The sequence below is a fragment of the Wenyingzhuangia sp. IMCC45467 genome (assembly GCF_054111205.1).
The window spans coordinates 1,813,355-1,830,685 of the sequence record NZ_CM134196.1 but is presented as its reverse complement, the minus strand read 5'-3'; the positions used below and the strand labels follow the sequence as shown (position 1 = coordinate 1,830,685).

Genomic DNA, 17,331 nt, shown 5'->3' with positions numbered 1-17,331 from the left:
TTAGTATTTAACACCTGCTAAAATTTTAGCATTTATATGATTGTTTTTAGGAGGAACAGGGCAAATGTAATTTTTGTTATAAGCACAATAAGGGTTATAAGCTTTGTTAAAATCTAAAGTTATATAACCTGTATACTCATCAGGAATAGTTGTGTCTATATACCTTCCTCCAGCATAAGTAGTATCTCCGTTTGTTAAATCAGTAAAGGGAATAAACAAATAGTTTTCATACCCTTTTTTCTTTTTTAAGGCTAAATTTTGATAAATACTTAGTTGATGTTCTTTTCCATCAATGTTAAAAGTAGCCAAGGCATATTGCTGATAAGCTTCTGATCCTCCTTTGGTGTTTTGAATATAAAGTATAGGAGTATTAAAGGTAAATTTTAGTTTGGCTTTAACTTTATATTTTTCATCTACAGAAAAAAATGGAAGGCCTGTAAATGTTTTTATTTTTTTTGAAGGGAGCGGACTCTCCTTTTTGTCTTTAAAATGATTGTTTAACTCCGTTCTGTGCAAACTTATTTCAGTTTGATAATCTTTGTCTTGAGCAATGCAAAAAGTGCTTAGAGATAATAAAATGATAAGTATTTTGTACATGGTTAGGCTTTTGTAATTCTTGCTAAATAATCATAATGATCACCTTCAACAATCAATTCACAATTTAGATGATTATAAACGGCACATCTTTGTAAAGTATTGTAGTCTACATATAACCAATCAAAAGTGTCTGATTGCTCTTCTTTGTAATTCATCCAAAATTGAACTTCTCCATAATAATCTTTGGTAGCATCAATCCAATGATCTCCGTTTTCATCTTCATACATATAAATAATGTCCGAAGAATCTATTAATATTTGTCCGTTCGGAGTTAAATAAGTTGCTAAGTGAATTAAAAAAGGGGCAAGGTTGTTTAGTTTTCCACAAATACCTGTTCCGTTCATCAATACCAAAATGGTATCAAATTTTTCATCACTATTAAAGTTGTAAATATTCGCAACTTTGGCATTTTTTAAACCTCTGTCTGTAGCAACCTCTATAGCTCCTTCTGAAATGTCAATTGCCGTAACATTTAGGTTTTTGTTTTGTAAATACAAAGCATGGCTTCCGGCTCCACAACCAATATCTAAGGTTTTTCCTTTGGCCAAATTCAAAGCTTTTTGCTCAATTATTGGCATGTCTTTGTACTCTCTTAATAAATAGTCAAGCGGGAGTTCATCTTCTTCTGAAATAGAGGAATTGGTAAGGAGTTTATCTTTGGTGTTTTTATTAAAATAATAAGCTTTTAAAGCAGTACCTAAAACGTCTTTGGACATTGATAAATGATTTTTACAAAGTTAGTTACAAAGGCTGAGGTCTACAAACTTTACATTCGTCAAAATTTTTATTCTCTCCTTTTAAATGCCCATTTTCATCTAAGGTATAATCACAACAGTCCATGTATTCGTGTTTTAAAAGTTCTCTACCTCTTAAAATTCTAGATTTGGTTGCGGGCAAACTAATGTTTAATTCTTCGGAAATTTGTAGTTGTTTTAAGTTTTTTATGGTAGATAAAAATAAAACATCTCTATATTTTTTAGGCAATCTTAAAATTAATGGAAGCAAACAATCTTCTGCTTTATGATGATTAAAATCTTCGTTTTTTTCTAATACATATTGCTCTGGAGATTCTTCTGCAATCACTTTAGATTGCTTTTTAAACTCATCTAACATGGTGTTGTTAGCAATGGTAAAAATCCATGATTTGATGTTAGATTGATTTTTTAACGTATTTTTTTTAGTGTGAATTTTAATAAAAACCTCTTGTAAAATATCTTCTGTTAAAGTAATGTTTTTGGTTTTTGATAAAATAAATTTTTTAAGATCTATAGCGTATAAGTCCCAAATTTTGTTTGTATCCATAGCTAAAATATTTTAATCCCTAGCACAACCATGCTAGAGATTAAAGTTAACAATTACAATTGTTACAAGTACAGTTTTTGCAAGTACATTGTTGGCAGTTTCCTTTTTTACAATTATCGCAGTTGCAAGTACAATTAGTATTTTTCATGATTATATTATTTATGGTTTATATATAAGACGATAAGGATTGTAAAAAGATTCTTTTTTAATAGAAAATTTTCGTTTTAATCAGTTTAGCTTTCTATTTTTGAGGTCTAATGAATAGATTAAACATACCGCCCGAAGAGGGAGATTTTTACACCAACGAACAAGGTTACCGAGTTTTTACAGAGCAATACCATTTAAAAAGAGGATATTGTTGTAAAAGTGGTTGTAAACATTGTCCATATGGTTATGATAAAAAAACAGATTCTTTTAAAAATAAATAGATTATGAAAAAAATAATAGCTTTTGTTTTAGCCCTTAGTTTGTCAAGCTGTGCAGAGTTGTCGCATATTGTAAATAATTTACCAATAAGCACTCAGAACATTAGTAATTTAGATATTGCTAACGGTTTAAAAGCTGCTTTAGACCAAGGAGTAAGTGATCAGGTAAGTAAGTTAACCCAAGAAAGAGGGTTTTATAATAATGAATTAGTCCGTATTGCTTTGCCAGAAGATTTACAAAAAATTGATGAAGCGATGCGCAAATATGGTTTGGGTGATTTAGCAGATAAAGGATTGATAGCTTTAAATGCTACAGCAGAAGATGCGGTAAAAACAGCCACTCCAATTTTTGTTGATGCTATTAAGAATATGAGTTTTACTGATGCTCGTAATATTTTAATGGGGGATAACAATGCAGCAACTAATTACTTAACCAAAACAACCAATGAAAAATTATATGCTTCTTTTAGTCCTGTCATTAAAAATTCTTTTGATAAGGTTGGAGCTGCTGATATTTGGAATACCATCATCACTAAATACAATCAAATTCCATTTATTAACAAAGTAAATCCTGATTTAACAGATTATGTTACCAATCAGGCTTTAGTTGGTGTGTACACGATGATTGCTATTGAGGAACAAAAAATTAGAACAGATATTTCTGAGCGTTCTAGTACTTTACTTAAAAAAGTATTTGCTTTACAGGATAATAAGTAAGAGTCGTTTATAACGATAAAAAAACATCTCGACTCCGCTCGATGACCTTAAGATTAAGGCGTTCGAGCGAAGTCGAGAACTTGTTATATTTTAATTTAAATAAAGAGTCTTCCTTATTTAAAAGTACTAATTGTAATTCTTTCTCTTAAAGATTTAAAGTAATCAAAAGATTTAATGAGTCTAGAACCAAACCAACTAAACATTTCACCATCTACATAAACAGCACTGGCATGGTGGGTAAAACGTCCCATTTCAAAAACGTGTTTGTCTTTAAATGGAAAAGGTTCCGAAGAAAAGAATACATAATCAGGATCTCCCTCTAATCTTATTCTTTTGGCCTCTATAGTTGGGTATATTTCTTTTTTGTTTTTATAAATATTATCAAACTTATTAAGGGTTAACAAAGCGTTGATAAAGGTGTTGTTCCCTGCTGCCATCCATGGGTTATACCAAATAAAATAAGCCGCTTTTTTAACTTCAAAATCTTTAATAAACCATTTAAAATCGTCTAATTTTAAGTTGATTTTATGGTTGATTAATTGTGCATCAACCCTACGGTTTAACATCAATCCCATTTTTTGAATCATACGAACTGCATCATCAACACTGTTTACTACCGTTACATAAACTTGGGTAAATTCTTGTAATTGTTTTACAATTTCGGGAGTGTTTTCTTCTTTGTTACAAAAAACAATATCAGGTTGAAGCTCTTTTATTTTTTCAATTTTAGCATCTTTAGTACCACCAACAATGGTTTTTGTATGTTTAAAATGAACAGGATGAACACAGAATTTTGTGATTCCTACAATGTTTTCTTCTAGGTTTAAATCGTATAAAGTTTCGGTAATAGAAGGTACTAAAGAAACAATTTTTTTAGGTGTTTTTTCAAACGTCAATTCATTTCCTAAATCATCAAAATAAGTCATTAGGCAATATTGTTATCAGCTAAAATTTTAGCCATTTGTGCTTGTAGTTTTTGTGCTTCTATTTGTGCAGCATTGGCAAAATCTTCTCCTTTACTAGCATAAATAATTCCTCTTGATGAGTTGATTAACAATCCTATATTTTCTTTGTTTAAACCAAACTCACAAACTCCTTGTAAACTACCTCCTTGAGCACCCACTCCAGGAACTAGTAAAAAACTTTTTGGAGCAATTTCTCTAATTCCTTTAAAATATTCTGCCTTGGTTGCACCAACTACAAACATTAAATTTTCTGAGTTGTTCCAAGTTAAAGAGGTTTTAATGACTTCTTTATACAAAGGTTCGTTATTGGTTAAATCTTTTCCTTGAAAATCTAATCCTCCTTTATTAGAAGTTAAAGCCAACACAATAGTGAATTTATCTTTAAAAGCTAAAAAAGGTTCTACAGAATCGCTTCCCATGTATGGGGCAACAGTTACAGAATCAAAATTTAAATCTTCAAAAAAAGCTTTGGCATACATGGTAGAAGTGTTTCCAATGTCTCCACGTTTAGCATCGGCAATAGTAAAAATTTCAGGATAATTTTGGTTGATATAATTGATGGTTTTGTCTAAAGATTGCCAACCTTTAATTCCATATGCTTCGTAAAAAGCAGTGTTAGGTTTGTAGGCAACTGCTAGGTGATGAGTGGCATCAATAATTTGTTTGTTGAATTCAAAAATAGGATCTTCTGTATTTAATAAATGTGATGGTATTTTAGTGAGATCAACATCTAAACCTACACATAAAAAAGATTTTTTCTTTTTAATTTCTCCAACCAATTCTGTAATTGTCATCTGTATATTTTTTACTGTTTTTCTAAGCTGTAAAAATACAGATATCCTTAGAAATAAACACGATTAATTATAGTTCGTAATTCTTAGAAGCATCTAATTTTATAAAAATAAATAGTAACATGGTAAATCCCCATAATGATGAACCTCCGTAGCTAAAAAACGGTAGTGGAATACCAATGGTTGGAAACAAACCAATAACCATGGCTATGTTTATCAATACATGAAAAAAGAAAACACAAGCCACTCCATAACCGTAAATTCTACTGAATTTAGATTTTTGTTTTTCTGCTAAGTATAAAATTCTAAGAATAAAAATCATAAATAACACTATCACTAAAGCAGAACCCCAAAAACCCCATTCTTCACCTATGGTACTAAAAATATAATCGGTGTCTTGTTCTGGAACAAATTTCCCTTGCGTTCTATCTCCTTGTAAATATCCTTTACCCCAAAAGCCACCTGAAGAAATGGTTTTAATAGATTGATAAGTGTTGTATCCTATATCGCTAGTATCATCACTTAGTCCTAATAAAATATTAAATCTATCTCTATGTCTTTGTTGAAAAACATAGTGAAATAAAAAGTATACACTGTAAATATATCCGCTAACGAGTGTTAAAATTCCTATAATTTTAGGCCAAACAAAACGCAGTATTTGTTTTCTCACTTTAGAAATATACCATAAAATAATAGCGGTGGTTATACAAGCTCCAGCAATTACATATAAGTATCCAAAAACCAAAGTAGTAACAAAAAGGAGAATGGCCAAAGTACCAATAATTAAAATGTTGGAATGTAAACCTTCTCTGTAAAATAACAAGATAAAAGATACGTATACCAAAGCAGAACCAGGATCGGGTTGCAGGGTGATTAGTACAGCAGGAATTATAATAATAACAAAGGTTTTTACTTTGTTTTTAAAGGGTTTAAAACTAAACTGACGTTCGTTTAAAAGTCTGGCTAATGCCAATACAGTTCCTGTTTTTGCAAATTCTGTGGGTTGAATACTAAAACTACCAATGGCATACCAAGATGTAGCTCCGTTAATGTTTTTACCTACAATAAAAAGACCAGCAAGTAAAACCATACAAGCTAAATAAATATAGGCGGCAAATTTTTCGTAAAAACTACTTTCAATAAAAAGTAAAAAAACGGAAATGAGTATTGCCAATCCCATCCAAATAATTTGCTTTCCGTAGCGAGTACTAAAATCTAAAATTTCTTGATGGTTTTCAGAACTGGAAGCAGCATAAATATTCATCCATCCAAAGCAGATGAGAATAATATATATAAAAACCAAAGGCCAGTCTATATGTGGTAATAAGTTAATTCTGTGATTTCTCAAGGAGTTGTATTGAAAGTTGTTTTTTATATTCTGCTTCTAAAGAGGTGTTTATAATTCTATCTTCCCACCATTTTAAATCTGTTGGGGTTCCTTTTAGATATTTTTCTATCATTAAACTTGCTATTGGGGCAGCAATGGTAGAACCAAAACCTCCATTTTCTACAAAAATAGCTAAAGCAATTTTAGGATTGTCTTTGGGAGCAAAGGCAACAAATATGGAATGGTCAGCCAATTCATATCTTACTCCATTTTTACGAATGTAGTTTTGTACGGTTCCTGTTTTACCACAAATATCAATGTCTTTTATTTTTACATGTTTGGCGGTTCCTGTTTGGTACACATCATACATTCCATCTATAACAGGTTTAAAGTTTTCAGGATCTATAGTGGTTTGTTTTTTGTGAGTAAATTTTTCGATACCAATAGGCTTACCGTTTATTTTTTTTAATACATGAGGGGTGTAGTAAAACCCTCTATTAGAAATGGCAGCAATCATGTTAGCCAATTGTATAGGGGTTGTTACTATTTCTCCTTGACCAATAGCATTGGAAATAGTGGTGGTGTATTTCCATGTTTTTCTAGGGTAAATTCTGTCATAATATTCTGCCGTAGGAATGTTTCCTTTTTGTCCAATAGGCAAATCATATCCTAAAAAATCTCCCAAACCAAAACTATATAAATGCTCTGCCCAATGTGTTAAACTTTCTTGTGATGAATCGTATTTTTCTAAAAGTAACTTATAAACATTAGAAAAATAACTATTACAAGACTTAGCTATTCCCAATCTTAAATCAATAGGCCTTCCTGTTATTCCACAGTGACAGCCCATAAAGTTATGTGCTTTATTTCCATATCTATATCCATGATGACAGTAAAAACCTGTATTTGGAGTGATAACATTTTCTTGCAAACCAATTAAACCTTCAATTAATTTAAAAGGGGATCCTGGAGCATAAGTGGCCTGTAAGGCTCTATCCAGCATAGGTTTGTTAATGCTATCGTTAAAAAGCATTACAGAGTTTTTAGATCTTTCTCTACCAACCATTAAATTAGGATCGTAACTAGGAGCAGTTACCAAAGCCAAAATTTCTCCAGAACTAGGCTCAATGGCTACAATTCCTCCTCTTTTATTTGTCATTAACAGTTCACCATAAGCCTGCAAATCTAGGTCTATAGTTAGAGTTAGGTCATTTCCTGGTTTAGGAAGCGTATCATAAATACCTTCTTTATAAGGGCCAATAACTTTGTTTAATCTATTTCTAAGTTTGTAAGAAACTCCTTTTGTACCTCTAAGTATGTCTTCATATTCTTTTTCTATTCCTTGAGTACCTACTAATTCACCTTGCTCATAGTAGGGGTTTTTTCTGGCTAATTCTTCATTTACCTCATTAATGTAACCTAAAATATTTGCTGCAGATTGATGAGGGTAATTTCGTAGTGATTTTCGTTGGATGGAGAATCCTTTGTATTTATGAATTTTTTCTTGTAAATAAGCGTAGTCTTCTTTAGAAAGTTGACTTAAAAATACAGAAGGTAACCATGGTGAATATGTTCTTGCTCTGTCTAATTTATGAGTTAAGTAATCTTTGTCAATTTTTAATAAAGAACAAAATTCAATTGTATCAAAAGGTTTTACTTCGTTAGGAATAACTTTTACATCATAAGTTTGTTCGTTGGCAACTAATAATTTTCCATTTCTATCATATACAAATCCACGTTCTGGGTATGTGTAAATCCTTTTAATTGCAGACCCACTTAATGATATTTCATTCTCATCATGCTGTACAATTTGTAAGAAAAATAGCCTTGTAATAAATATGAATCCTGTAATTACAATAATAAGGGGAAATAACAGGTTTCTTTTTTTCATTGTTTTTTGGTTGAGGTAAATATGGATAAGAAAATTACGACGACAAAGGTAGTAAATAAACTATTAGTGAAAGTTTTCAAGAGGATACTTCCAGCATATGAAACGCTAAAATATTCTAAAACGTATACAATAAACTGATGAATAAAAGCCAAAGTTAGAATTAGTATTATTTTTTGTAAGGTTCCGTAGTTGCTATATTTAAATAGTTTTAAATTGATGTCTTTATCATTAAAAATAAATTTAATAATAGGTAGTCTAACATAACAAACAAATAAAAGTGCAGCAGTATTAACCCCTCCTGAATTAGAAAATGTATCTAAAATAATTCCAAAAAGAAAAGCACTAAGTAATAAACCAGTGATGTCTTTTCTTAAAGGATACCACAAAACAAATAGCAAGCATATTTGTGGGTTGATATATCCAAAAATACGCATGTGGTTTGCTATGAGTACCTGTAAAGGAATCAACAATAAAAAACGACCTACAATTTTAATAAAGTCACTATTCATTTCTCTTTTTTTCTAGGTTCTCAATTTCAATTTTATGCAGGTTTTTAATTATATAAACATTGCTTATATTTCTAATATCATTAAAAAGTTCTACATCAATTAGTTCGTATCTATTGTTTTTGTAGTTTATTTTGGCAACACTTCCTATTAAAATTCCAGCCGGAAAAATACTAGATCTTCCTCCCGTAATAATGGTGTCTCCTACTTTTAGTACGGCTTGCCTAGGAATGTCTTTTAACTGTGCTTGTTTGTGCGATTTACCATTCCATGATAAAGTACCAAAATAATCAGCATTTTTTAATTTTGCATTGACTTTAAAATTGGTGTTTAATACTGAAATGGCAGAGACATAATTATTAGAAACATTGGTAGTAATTCCAATAATTCCTTTAGGATTTACAACAGCCATATCTACATTAACGCTATCATTTAACCCCTTGTCTATGGTAATAAAATTGTTGTTTTTATGAAAATCATTATTGATGATTTTTGCTGGAGTGTATTTATATTTTTGCTGATTGTTAGTATCCAAACTATCTAAAAATATAGTTTCATTTGGAGATTTAGCAATAATATAATTGATGAGTTTAGTGTTTTCTTCTGCCAACAATTCATTCTCTTCTTTTAGATATAAATAATCTCTAAAAGAAGTAACACTATTGTACAATCCACCTGAAATTGCGTTTGCAGAATTGATAAACTTACTTTTTCTATAAGAGTGAAATTGAATGGTTAAAAACAATGCAATCAATTCTAAAACAAAAAATAAGAGGAAGCTCCTGTTTTTTTGAATTAAATATAAAATGAATTGCATGTGCCTAGCTTAATAAAACAGATTTATATTTTTCTAATTCTTTTAAAGCGATTCCTGTACCTCTTACAACGGCTCTTAAAGGGTCTTCGGCAATATAGACAGGTAAGTCTGTTTTTCTAGATAAACGTTTGTCTAAACCTCTTAGCATAGATCCACCACCAGCTAAATAAATACCAGTATTATAAATATCAGCAGCTAATTCTGGGGGAGTAGATGATAAACACTCCATCACCGCATCTTCAATTCTAAGAATTGATTTGTCTAAGGCTTTGGCAATTTCTCTATAAGAAACTTGCACTTGTTTTGGCTTACCACTTAATAAGTCACGACCCTGTACCAACATATCATCTGGCGGAGTTTCTAAATCTTCGGTAGCAGCACCAATTTGTATTTTAATTTTTTCGGCAGTAGTTTCTCCAACGTGTAAGTTGTGTTGGGTACGCATGTAGTACATAATGTCATTGGTAAATAAATCACCCGCAACTTTTACAGATTTATCGCAAACAATTCCTGCAAGAGCAATTACGGCAATTTCTGTAGTACCACCCCCTATATCAATAATCATGTTACCACGTGGTTCCATAATGTCAATACCTACCCCAATGGCCGCAGCCATTGGTTCGTAGATAAGGTATATTTCTTTTGCATTCATATGAATGGCAGAGTCTCTTACGGCTCTTTTTTCAACTTCTGTAATTCCAGATGGAATACAAATAACCATTCTTAATGAGGGAGCAAAAACTTTCTTTTTAATAGAAGGAATGCTTTTTACAAACTCTTTAATCATTTCTTCAGATGCTTGGAAATCGGCAATAACCCCATCTTTTAACGGACGGATGGTTTTAATATTTTCATGCGTTTTTCCTTGCATCAAACTAGCATCTCTACCAGTTGCGATAATTTTCCCCGTGGTCCTATCTCTAGCTACAATAGAAGGAGAGTCAATAACCACTTTTCCTTCGTGAATGATAAGTGTATTGGCGGTCCCTAAATCAATAGCAATGTCTTCGGTCCAAAAGTCAAAAAATCCCATGTTTCTAGTTTGTGTTTTTAATTCCTATGTAGTCTAAACAAATGTAGTCAAATTAATGTTTGAAATGACGAGTTCCTGTCATTACCATTCCAATTCCATTTTCGTTACAGTAGTCGATAGACAATTGATCTTTTATTGATCCTCCAGGCTGAATAACAGCTTCAATTCCTGCTTTGTGAGCAATCTCTACACAGTCAGGGAAAGGGAAAAAAGCATCACTTGCCATTACTGCACCTTTTAAATCGAACTTAAAATGATTTGCTTTTGCAATAGCTTGCTCTAAAGCATCTACACGTGAAGTTTGTCCGGTACCACCTGCACATAACGTTTTATTCTTTACTAATATTATAGTATTAGACTTGGTATGTTTACAAATTTTTGAAGCGAACAATAAATCTTCAATTTGAGCATCGGTAACTATTTTTTCTGTTACGTTTTTCAAATCTTCTTTTTTATCTGTAATTAAGTTGGCATCTTGGAATAACACTCCGTTTAATGCAGTACGGTAAGAAATTTTTGGTAACTCAACATCTTTTAAAATTAAGATGACTCTGTTTTTCTTTCCTTTTAATACCTCTAAAGCATCCGCATCATAAGCTGGAGCAATTACAACTTCACAGAATAATTTGTGAATTTCTTCGGCAGTAGCTACATCAATAGTTTTGTTGGCAATTAATACTCCACCAAAAGCAGAAGTAGGGTCTCCAGCCAAAGCATCAACATAAGCATCTTTTAAGTTGTCTCTTTGTGCAAAACCACAAGCGTTGTTGTGTTTTAAAATAGCAAAAGTTGGAGCTTCTCCTTTAAATTCGTTAATTAAATTTACAGCAGCATCAACATCTAATAAGTTGTTAAAAGATAATTCTTTACCGTGTAATTTTTCGAACATAGCTTCTAAATCACCATAGAAAGCACCTTTTTGATGAGGGTTTTCTCCATAACGTAAAGGAGTTACTTTGTCAAAAGATTGACGGAAGTTGTTTTCCTCTTCGTTCATGTAGTTATAAATAGCAGAATCGTAGTGAGATGAAACAGCAAATGCTTTTGCAGAAAAACGCTTACGATCTTCTATAGTTGTATTTCCGTTATCCGCAGAAATAATATTTAAAAACTCATCGTATTGTTCCATAGAAGAAACACAAATTACGTCTTTAAAGTTTTTAGCAGCCGCTCTAATTAAAGAAATTCCACCGATATCAATTTTTTCTATAATATCTTGTTCAGGAGCTCCACTTGCTACTGTTTTTTCAAAAGGGTATAAATCAACAATAACAATATCCATTTCTGGAATTTCAAACTCAGCTAACTGAGCTTTATCACCCTCATTGTCTCTACGGCTTAAAATACCTCCAAAAACTTTTGGATGTAAAGTTTTAACACGTCCCCCTAAAATTGATGGATATGAAGTGATATCTTCAACAGCCACACAATCAATACCTAAGTCTCTAATGAATTTTTCAGTTCCACCAGTTGTGTAAATAGTAATTCCTAACTCGTTAAATTTTCTAACAATTGGCTCTAAACCATCTTTGTGAAATACTGAAATTAAAGCTGATTTAGCTTGCTTAGTAGTGCTCATTTTTGTGAATTTCGATTAAAAAAGCAAAATTAGTAAAAGTCCCTCAAACGCTAAACTATTGAACTGTTTAATTACTAAACTTTTATTTATTTTTTAGGTATTCATTTTTTTAATTTTAAATTTGAGGTTGATAATGATATTTAGCTATGAAGAATAAAAAAATTTGGTGGTTTCTATTGCGTTTTTTTGGAACCTATTTTTTATTGTTTTTGTGCTATTCTTTATTTTTGTTAGGTACTGAAATTAAGGCTCCTAACTTTAAATCAGATCCAATTACCAAACATGTTGCCAAAAGTACAGAATGGTTGTTAAATACTGCTAACACAAAAGCACATGTAGAGCAACACACAACGGAACTATCTTTTAAACTTTTTATAAATGATGATTATGTAGCTAGGGTAATAGAAGGATGTAATTCCATGAGCATTATTATTTTATTTGTAGCTTTTATTATTGCTTTTAAAGGAGCGTGGAAAAAGACTATTTTATTTTGTGTACTTGGTGGAATTTCCATTTATTATGTAAATATCATCAGAATAACCTTGTTGTCTTATGGTATGGTTTATTTTAAACAATACGAAATGATTTTGCACGATTTATTGTTTCCTGCTTTTATTTATGGATATGTTTTTTTACTGTGGGTAGTTTGGGTTAATCGTTTTTCTAATCTAAAAAAAAAATAATATGAAAAGGTGGATGCGATTTGTGTTAGTAGTTTTATTGTTTTTGGTTTTAATACTTATTAGAGGTTATGAAGCAATTTTATTTTATGACCCTTTAGATCATTATTTTCAAAATGATTATTTATACTTGCCTTTACCTGAGATAGATAATAAGCGACTTTTTATTTCTTATTTTTTTAGATATTTAATCAACTCTATCATTTCTTTTGCGATCTTAAAAATTGCATTCCCTCATAGATCTTTTATTAGAACCATTGCCTTTTTTTATGCATTAGCATTTGTATTGCTGTCTTCGGTGCTTTTTAGTTTGATGGCATTTAAAATAGATGTAGGTTATTTATTTCCGTTTTACATTCGCAGATTTATTATTCATCCAGTTTTTGTTATCGTATTGCTTCCTTTTATTTATTTAATGAGAAAACGTTATAGATTAAACTTAAAATAAAAGTAAATCATAAGATTATGTTAACTGTAAAGCCCTATTGATATTGTACTTTTGTGGCTTAATTTTAGTTTATGTGGATTTATTTTGGTTTAACAGCTGCATTGTTTTTAAGTTTAAATGCTCTTTGTAGAAAAAGAAGTGTAAAAGGTAATGCGTTGTTCCCTGTGCTTTTAATAAGTAATGGAATTAGTCTGTTACTAATAGCACCAGTCTTTATACTTTCTTGTATTAATCCAATGTATATGAAAAACATAGGATTGTATGTTTCTAGCATAGCAGTAGAAGATCATTTTTTTATTGGTGTAAAATCCTTAATTATGACTTGTTCTTGGGTGTTAACTTTTTATGCTCTAAAACATTTACCTATCACTATTGTTACACCTATTAGAGCTGCTGGCCCTTTTTTTACTTTTTTAGGAGCTATACTTATCTATAGAGAAAACCCTACATTTATTCAGTGGACAGGGTTCTTTTTAATTGTAATTTCCATGTTGGCCTATTCAAGAATAGGAAAAAAGGAAGGAATTATATTTAAAAGTAACAAAGCTATATTTGCTATTATTGGAGCTACCTTTTTAGGAGCCTGTAGTGGTTTGTATGATAAATTTTTATTTCAATATCAGCAATATGAAGTAGTAACTGTACAATGGTGGTTTTTTTGTTATGTTACTATATTTATGTCTTTGTTGGTCTATTTTGTGTATTTACCTAAAAAAGAAGAAATGGGTAAATTTACTTGGCACTGGTCTATTTTGGCAATAGGAGTTTTAATGGTGTTGGCAGATTATTTTTACTTTAGAGGTTTACAAGATCCCGAAGTATTAATTATGTTGATGTCTGCACTAAAAAGAAGTCAAATTTTATTTACGGTCTTAATAGGGGGGCTTCTTTTTAAAGAGAAGAATAAAAAGTTAAAATTAATTCCTTTGTTTGGTGTTATTTTGGGAGTTTTGTGTTTGATGTATAGCGCTAAATAGATACCAAAATAACTGCAATTAGGCCTAATATAATGCCAACAACTTTTATAAGGGTAAGTTTTTCTGCTAAAAAGATAACTCCCAACGCAATAGTTACTAGTAAAGCTAAGTTTCTAATAGGAACTACAGTACTAAGTTTTCCGTGCTTTAATGCTAAAAACCAACATACTTGAGCCAGTCCTCCAAGCACTCCACCAATTACTAAAAACTTAAAATGTTTTACATCTAGTTTTGTTTTTTCAACCAAAGCCAATACCGTTAAAATAATCATATGGCTCATAATAAATATAGAAGCTCCTAAACCTGTAGAAAAAAAAGGAGTTCCTTGTTTGTAAAAAAATACACAAGAGCCAAAAAGAATCATAGCCAAAATAGCGTAAACAATAGACATAAAAGGTTTGTTTAAATAGGTAAAATAATTTTTGCAATGGTAAAGTATATAAAAATACCTAAGATGTCATTACTAGTTGTAATAAAAGGACCTGTGGCTAAGGCTGGATCAATACCTCTTTTATGTAAAATTAAAGGCACAAAAGTTCCAATAAGAGCGGCCATAATAATAACTACAATTAAAGAGGAAGCAATGGTAATACTAAGTAGCATGTTTGAGTTTTGAATAAAACCATAGGCAACCACTAAACAACCTAACACAATACCATTTATAAGGCTTAATCCTATTTCTTTAAATAATCGATTCCATAAACTACCTTTAATGTTATCATTAGCCAAACCTTGAACAATAATAGCAGATGATTGTACTCCAACGTTTCCACCCATGGCTGCAATTAAAGGAGTGAAAAAGAATAATTCAGAAAACTTTTTTAATAAATTACTATCAAAACTACCCATAATAGCAGCAGCACATAAACTACCAAATAATCCCAAAATTAACCAGGGCAACCTAGCTTTGGTAAGTTCTAAAATACTAGCATCGGCTTCAACATCATCAGTTAAACCAGAAGCTAACTGGTAATCTTTTTCGGCTTCATCTCTAATAATATCAATAATATCATCAACAGAAATTTGTCCAACCAAACGGCCCATTTCATCAACTACCGCAACAACTACTAGGTCATATTTTTGCATAATTCTAGCAACTTGTTCACCGTCTTCATTTGCTTTTACAGAAGTAATAGAAGGACTGTAAACATCTCTTACAGGAGTTTTGGTAGAAGTGGTTAACAAACTTTTTAAAGACAATCTCCCTTTTAATACATCGTCATCATCAACTACATATACGGTGTATACTTTTTCAATTTCTTCTGCTTGCAAGCGCATTTCTTTAATACTTTGCATGCAGGTCCATTTTTCGTTGACTTTAATTAATTCTTTACCCATTAAACCACCCGCAGTGTTTTCATCATATCGTAAAAGATCAACAATGTCTTTGGCATGTTCAATGTCTTCAATTTGAGAAATTACCTCGTGCATTTGTTCATCTGAAAGCTCCGAAATCATATCGGCAGCATCATCAGATTCTAGCTCATTTATTTCATTGGCAATTTCTTCGGATGACATTCCTTTTAGAATCTCTTCACGAACATCTTCATCTAGCTCAACAATAGCATCAGATGTTTTATCAGTATCAACAATTTTAATGATAGCAATGGCTAATTGAGGATCTATTTCTTCAAATAGTTCGGCTAAATCGGCATAATGTACATCTTTAAAAACTTCAATAATCTGAGCTGTATTGTTTTCGGCAATAAGTTCAGTGATGTAGTTAATAAAATCTTTATTGATTTGAAATTCCATCTTTTTCTATTAAATCGGTTAATTCAATAAATCCTTGTACAGATACTTGTTCTGGTCTTTTGCTAAATATTTCATGACTTCTTAATTCATCAGAAAGATTTAAGCTTTTTAGACTGCTACGCATCATTTTTCTACGTTGGCCAAAAGCTGTTTTTACTATTTGTTTAAATAATTTATCTGGTACAGGTAGAAATAAATCTTTTTTACGTTTCATAATCATGACTCCAGAATCTACTTTTGGAGGGGGATTAAAAACGGTAGGAGGTACGGTAAATAGGTATTCAGTATCGTAATAAGCTTGAGTTAAAACAGATATAATTCCGTAAGTTTTACTCCCTGGTGCTGCACAAATTCTTTGAGCCACTTCTTTTTGAAACATACCACCAAATTCTGGTATAAACTCTCTGTAATCAATAGTTTTAAACACTATTTGACTAGAAATATTGTAAGGAAAGTTACCAATAATTGCAAATTGTTGTTGTTTAAAAATATCTTGTAAGTCAACCTTTAAAAAGTCTTTTCCGTAAATTCTTGGGCCTAAATGTAAATAATGGGCTTGTAGGTATTCTACAGATTCATCATCTATTTCTATTACGTGAGTGGTATATTTTTTCTCTAATAAATATTTGGTCATTACTCCCATACCGGGACCAATTTCTAACACATTATCGTATTCTTTTTCTGATAAAATATCAGCAATTTGCTTGGCAATACTCTCATCGGTTAAAAAGTGTTGACCTAAATGTTTTTTAGCTTTTACTGACATGTTATTTGTTTTTTTTATAATACCTAAAGATAATGAAAGCAACTAGAGCTACTAAAATATAAGGGATAATCATTAAAGTTACAATTCCATCATTTAATCCTTTTGCATAAGAACTATCACCATTTTCTACTACTGCTTTACACATGGCACACTGCCCGTAGTTTTGTAAACTAATGAGTAAGAATAAGATGAATAATGTGAATTGTAGTTTTTTCATTTTTGTGTTTTTCAATTGTTAGTTGATTACATAATAAGGGGAAATCATTAAGTAAACAATAACTCCTGTAACGGCAACATATAGCCAAAGAGGAAAAGTATACTTTGCTATTTTTTTATGTTTTTCAACCTCTCTATTGATTCCTCTTACAAAAGTAGTTAGTACTAATGGAATGACTGCTATCGATAAAATAATATGAGAAATTAAAATGAAAAAGTAAATAGACCTAATGGCACCTGTACCTCCAAACTCTGTAGAGTTACTTGTCATGTGATATAAAACATACATTACCAAAAACAAGGCAGAACAAACCATGGCTGTTTTAATTAAAAACTCGTGTCTTTTAATATTGCCTTTTTTTACTGCAATTACAGCAGCAACTAATAGTATAGCGGTAACTCCGTTTATGGTTGCGTAAATAGGAGGTAAGAATACAGGTAAGGTAATGTCTAATTTAACTCCAAATAAAACTGCTACTGCAACTGGGATTACAATAGACAATAGGGTAATTAATTTTTTGTAGTTTTTGGTTTCCATG

The 17,331-nt window shown here is 31.1% G+C and carries 21 protein-coding genes; 5 read left to right on the top strand and 16 right to left on the bottom strand.

The genetic code is table 11. The annotated features are described in order from the left end of the window. From ACXGQT_RS07825 to ACXGQT_RS07815, 3 genes are read right to left on the bottom strand one after another with little or no spacing between them, the layout of a single operon-like run. Complete coding sequence (locus ACXGQT_RS07825) at positions 1-597, bottom strand: DUF1684 domain-containing protein (protein ID WP_457828045.1); 597 nt, start codon at positions 595-597, stop codon at positions 1-3. 2 nt (positions 598-599) lie between these two features. Then, the gene (locus ACXGQT_RS07820; RefSeq protein WP_457828044.1) at positions 600-1,313 is read right to left on the bottom strand and encodes a class I SAM-dependent methyltransferase; all 714 of its coding nucleotides are present in this window, start codon (positions 1,311-1,313) and stop codon (positions 600-602) included. Positions 1,314-1,338: 25 nt separating this feature from the next. Further along, positions 1,339-1,899, bottom strand: coding sequence for a sigma-70 family RNA polymerase sigma factor (locus tag ACXGQT_RS07815; RefSeq protein ID WP_457828043.1), 561 nt, complete (start codon positions 1,897-1,899; stop codon positions 1,339-1,341). 257 nt (positions 1,900-2,156) lie between these two features. Between ACXGQT_RS07815 and ACXGQT_RS07810 the strand changes: the two genes are divergently transcribed. Continuing rightward, complete coding sequence (locus ACXGQT_RS07810) at positions 2,157-2,327, top strand: DUF5522 domain-containing protein (RefSeq protein WP_169816799.1); 171 nt, start codon at positions 2,157-2,159, stop codon at positions 2,325-2,327. Between the two features lie 3 nt (positions 2,328-2,330). Continuing rightward, positions 2,331-3,041 (top strand): DUF4197 domain-containing protein, encoded by a 711-nt coding sequence (locus ACXGQT_RS07805; protein ID WP_457828042.1) that lies wholly within the window; start codon positions 2,331-2,333, stop codon positions 3,039-3,041. Positions 3,042-3,154: 113 nt separating this feature from the next. Here the strand turns inward: ACXGQT_RS07805 and ACXGQT_RS07800 are convergent, their stop codons facing one another. From ACXGQT_RS07800 to purH, 8 genes are all read right to left on the bottom strand, one after another. Further along, positions 3,155-3,967, bottom strand: a complete 813-nt coding sequence (locus tag ACXGQT_RS07800) for an ABC transporter substrate-binding protein (RefSeq protein WP_457828041.1) — start codon at positions 3,965-3,967, stop codon at positions 3,155-3,157. Then, the gene (gene pyrF / locus ACXGQT_RS07795) at positions 3,967-4,800 is read right to left on the bottom strand and encodes an orotidine-5'-phosphate decarboxylase (RefSeq protein WP_457828040.1); all 834 of its coding nucleotides are present in this window, start codon (positions 4,798-4,800) and stop codon (positions 3,967-3,969) included. The genes ACXGQT_RS07800 and pyrF overlap by 1 nt, the downstream gene beginning before the upstream one ends. A gap of 67 nt (positions 4,801-4,867) precedes the next feature. Continuing rightward, positions 4,868-6,145: a rod shape-determining protein RodA gene (gene rodA, locus ACXGQT_RS07790; protein ID WP_457828039.1), complete on the bottom strand. Its 1,278-nt coding sequence runs from the start codon at positions 6,143-6,145 to the stop codon at positions 4,868-4,870. Then, the gene (gene mrdA, locus ACXGQT_RS07785) at positions 6,126-8,015 is read right to left on the bottom strand and encodes a penicillin-binding protein 2 (RefSeq protein WP_457828038.1); all 1,890 of its coding nucleotides are present in this window, start codon (positions 8,013-8,015) and stop codon (positions 6,126-6,128) included. The genes rodA and mrdA overlap by 20 nt, the downstream gene beginning before the upstream one ends. Further along, a complete protein-coding gene (locus ACXGQT_RS07780; RefSeq protein WP_457828037.1) occupies positions 8,012-8,524 on the bottom strand; it encodes a hypothetical protein in 513 nt (170 codons plus the stop codon). The genes mrdA and ACXGQT_RS07780 overlap by 4 nt, the downstream gene beginning before the upstream one ends. Continuing rightward, on the bottom strand, positions 8,517-9,338 hold the full coding sequence (gene mreC / locus ACXGQT_RS07775; RefSeq protein WP_457828036.1) for a rod shape-determining protein MreC: 822 nt from the start codon (positions 9,336-9,338) through the stop codon (positions 8,517-8,519). The genes ACXGQT_RS07780 and mreC overlap by 8 nt, the downstream gene beginning before the upstream one ends. Before the next feature lie 4 nt (positions 9,339-9,342). Then, positions 9,343-10,371 carry a rod shape-determining protein gene (locus tag ACXGQT_RS07770; protein WP_457828035.1) on the bottom strand — a complete coding sequence of 343 codons (1,029 nt, stop codon included), beginning with the start codon at positions 10,369-10,371 and terminating at the stop codon, positions 9,343-9,345. A gap of 52 nt (positions 10,372-10,423) precedes the next feature. Further along, positions 10,424-11,950, bottom strand: a complete 1,527-nt coding sequence (purH, locus tag ACXGQT_RS07765) for a bifunctional phosphoribosylaminoimidazolecarboxamide formyltransferase/IMP cyclohydrolase (protein WP_457828034.1) — start codon at positions 11,948-11,950, stop codon at positions 10,424-10,426. 146 nt (positions 11,951-12,096) lie between these two features. On the opposite strand from purH, the gene xrtF reads away from it, so the two are divergent. From xrtF to ACXGQT_RS07750, 3 genes are all read left to right on the top strand, one after another. Further along, a complete protein-coding gene (gene xrtF, locus ACXGQT_RS07760; protein WP_457828033.1) occupies positions 12,097-12,633 on the top strand; it encodes an exosortase family protein XrtF in 537 nt (178 codons plus the stop codon). Between the two features lies 1 nt (position 12,634). Continuing rightward, a complete protein-coding gene (locus ACXGQT_RS07755) occupies positions 12,635-13,078 on the top strand; it encodes an exosortase F system-associated membrane protein (protein WP_457828032.1) in 444 nt (147 codons plus the stop codon). 71 nt (positions 13,079-13,149) lie between these two features. Beyond that, a complete protein-coding gene (locus ACXGQT_RS07750; RefSeq protein WP_457828031.1) occupies positions 13,150-14,055 on the top strand; it encodes an EamA family transporter in 906 nt (301 codons plus the stop codon). Here ACXGQT_RS07750 and ACXGQT_RS07745 read toward each other — a convergent pair. From ACXGQT_RS07745 to ACXGQT_RS07725, 5 genes are read right to left on the bottom strand one after another with little or no spacing between them, the layout of a single operon-like run. After that, entirely contained in the window at positions 14,048-14,446 is a 399-nt protein-coding gene (locus tag ACXGQT_RS07745) for an EamA family transporter (protein ID WP_457828030.1), read from the bottom strand. The two genes, ACXGQT_RS07750 and ACXGQT_RS07745, sit on opposite strands and share 8 nt — an antisense overlap. 11 nt (positions 14,447-14,457) lie before the next feature. Next, a complete protein-coding gene (gene mgtE / locus ACXGQT_RS07740; RefSeq protein ID WP_457828029.1) occupies positions 14,458-15,810 on the bottom strand; it encodes a magnesium transporter in 1,353 nt (450 codons plus the stop codon). Next, complete coding sequence (gene rsmA, locus ACXGQT_RS07735; protein ID WP_457828028.1) at positions 15,791-16,576, bottom strand: 16S rRNA (adenine(1518)-N(6)/adenine(1519)-N(6))-dimethyltransferase RsmA; 786 nt, start codon at positions 16,574-16,576, stop codon at positions 15,791-15,793. The genes mgtE and rsmA overlap by 20 nt, the downstream gene beginning before the upstream one ends. 1 nt (position 16,577) lies before the next feature. Next, on the bottom strand, positions 16,578-16,793 hold the full coding sequence (locus ACXGQT_RS07730) for a hypothetical protein (RefSeq protein ID WP_457828027.1): 216 nt from the start codon (positions 16,791-16,793) through the stop codon (positions 16,578-16,580). 18 nt (positions 16,794-16,811) lie between these two features. Next, positions 16,812-17,330: a DUF420 domain-containing protein gene (locus tag ACXGQT_RS07725; RefSeq protein WP_457828026.1), complete on the bottom strand. Its 519-nt coding sequence runs from the start codon at positions 17,328-17,330 to the stop codon at positions 16,812-16,814. Between the last annotated feature and the right edge of the window lies 1 nt (position 17,331).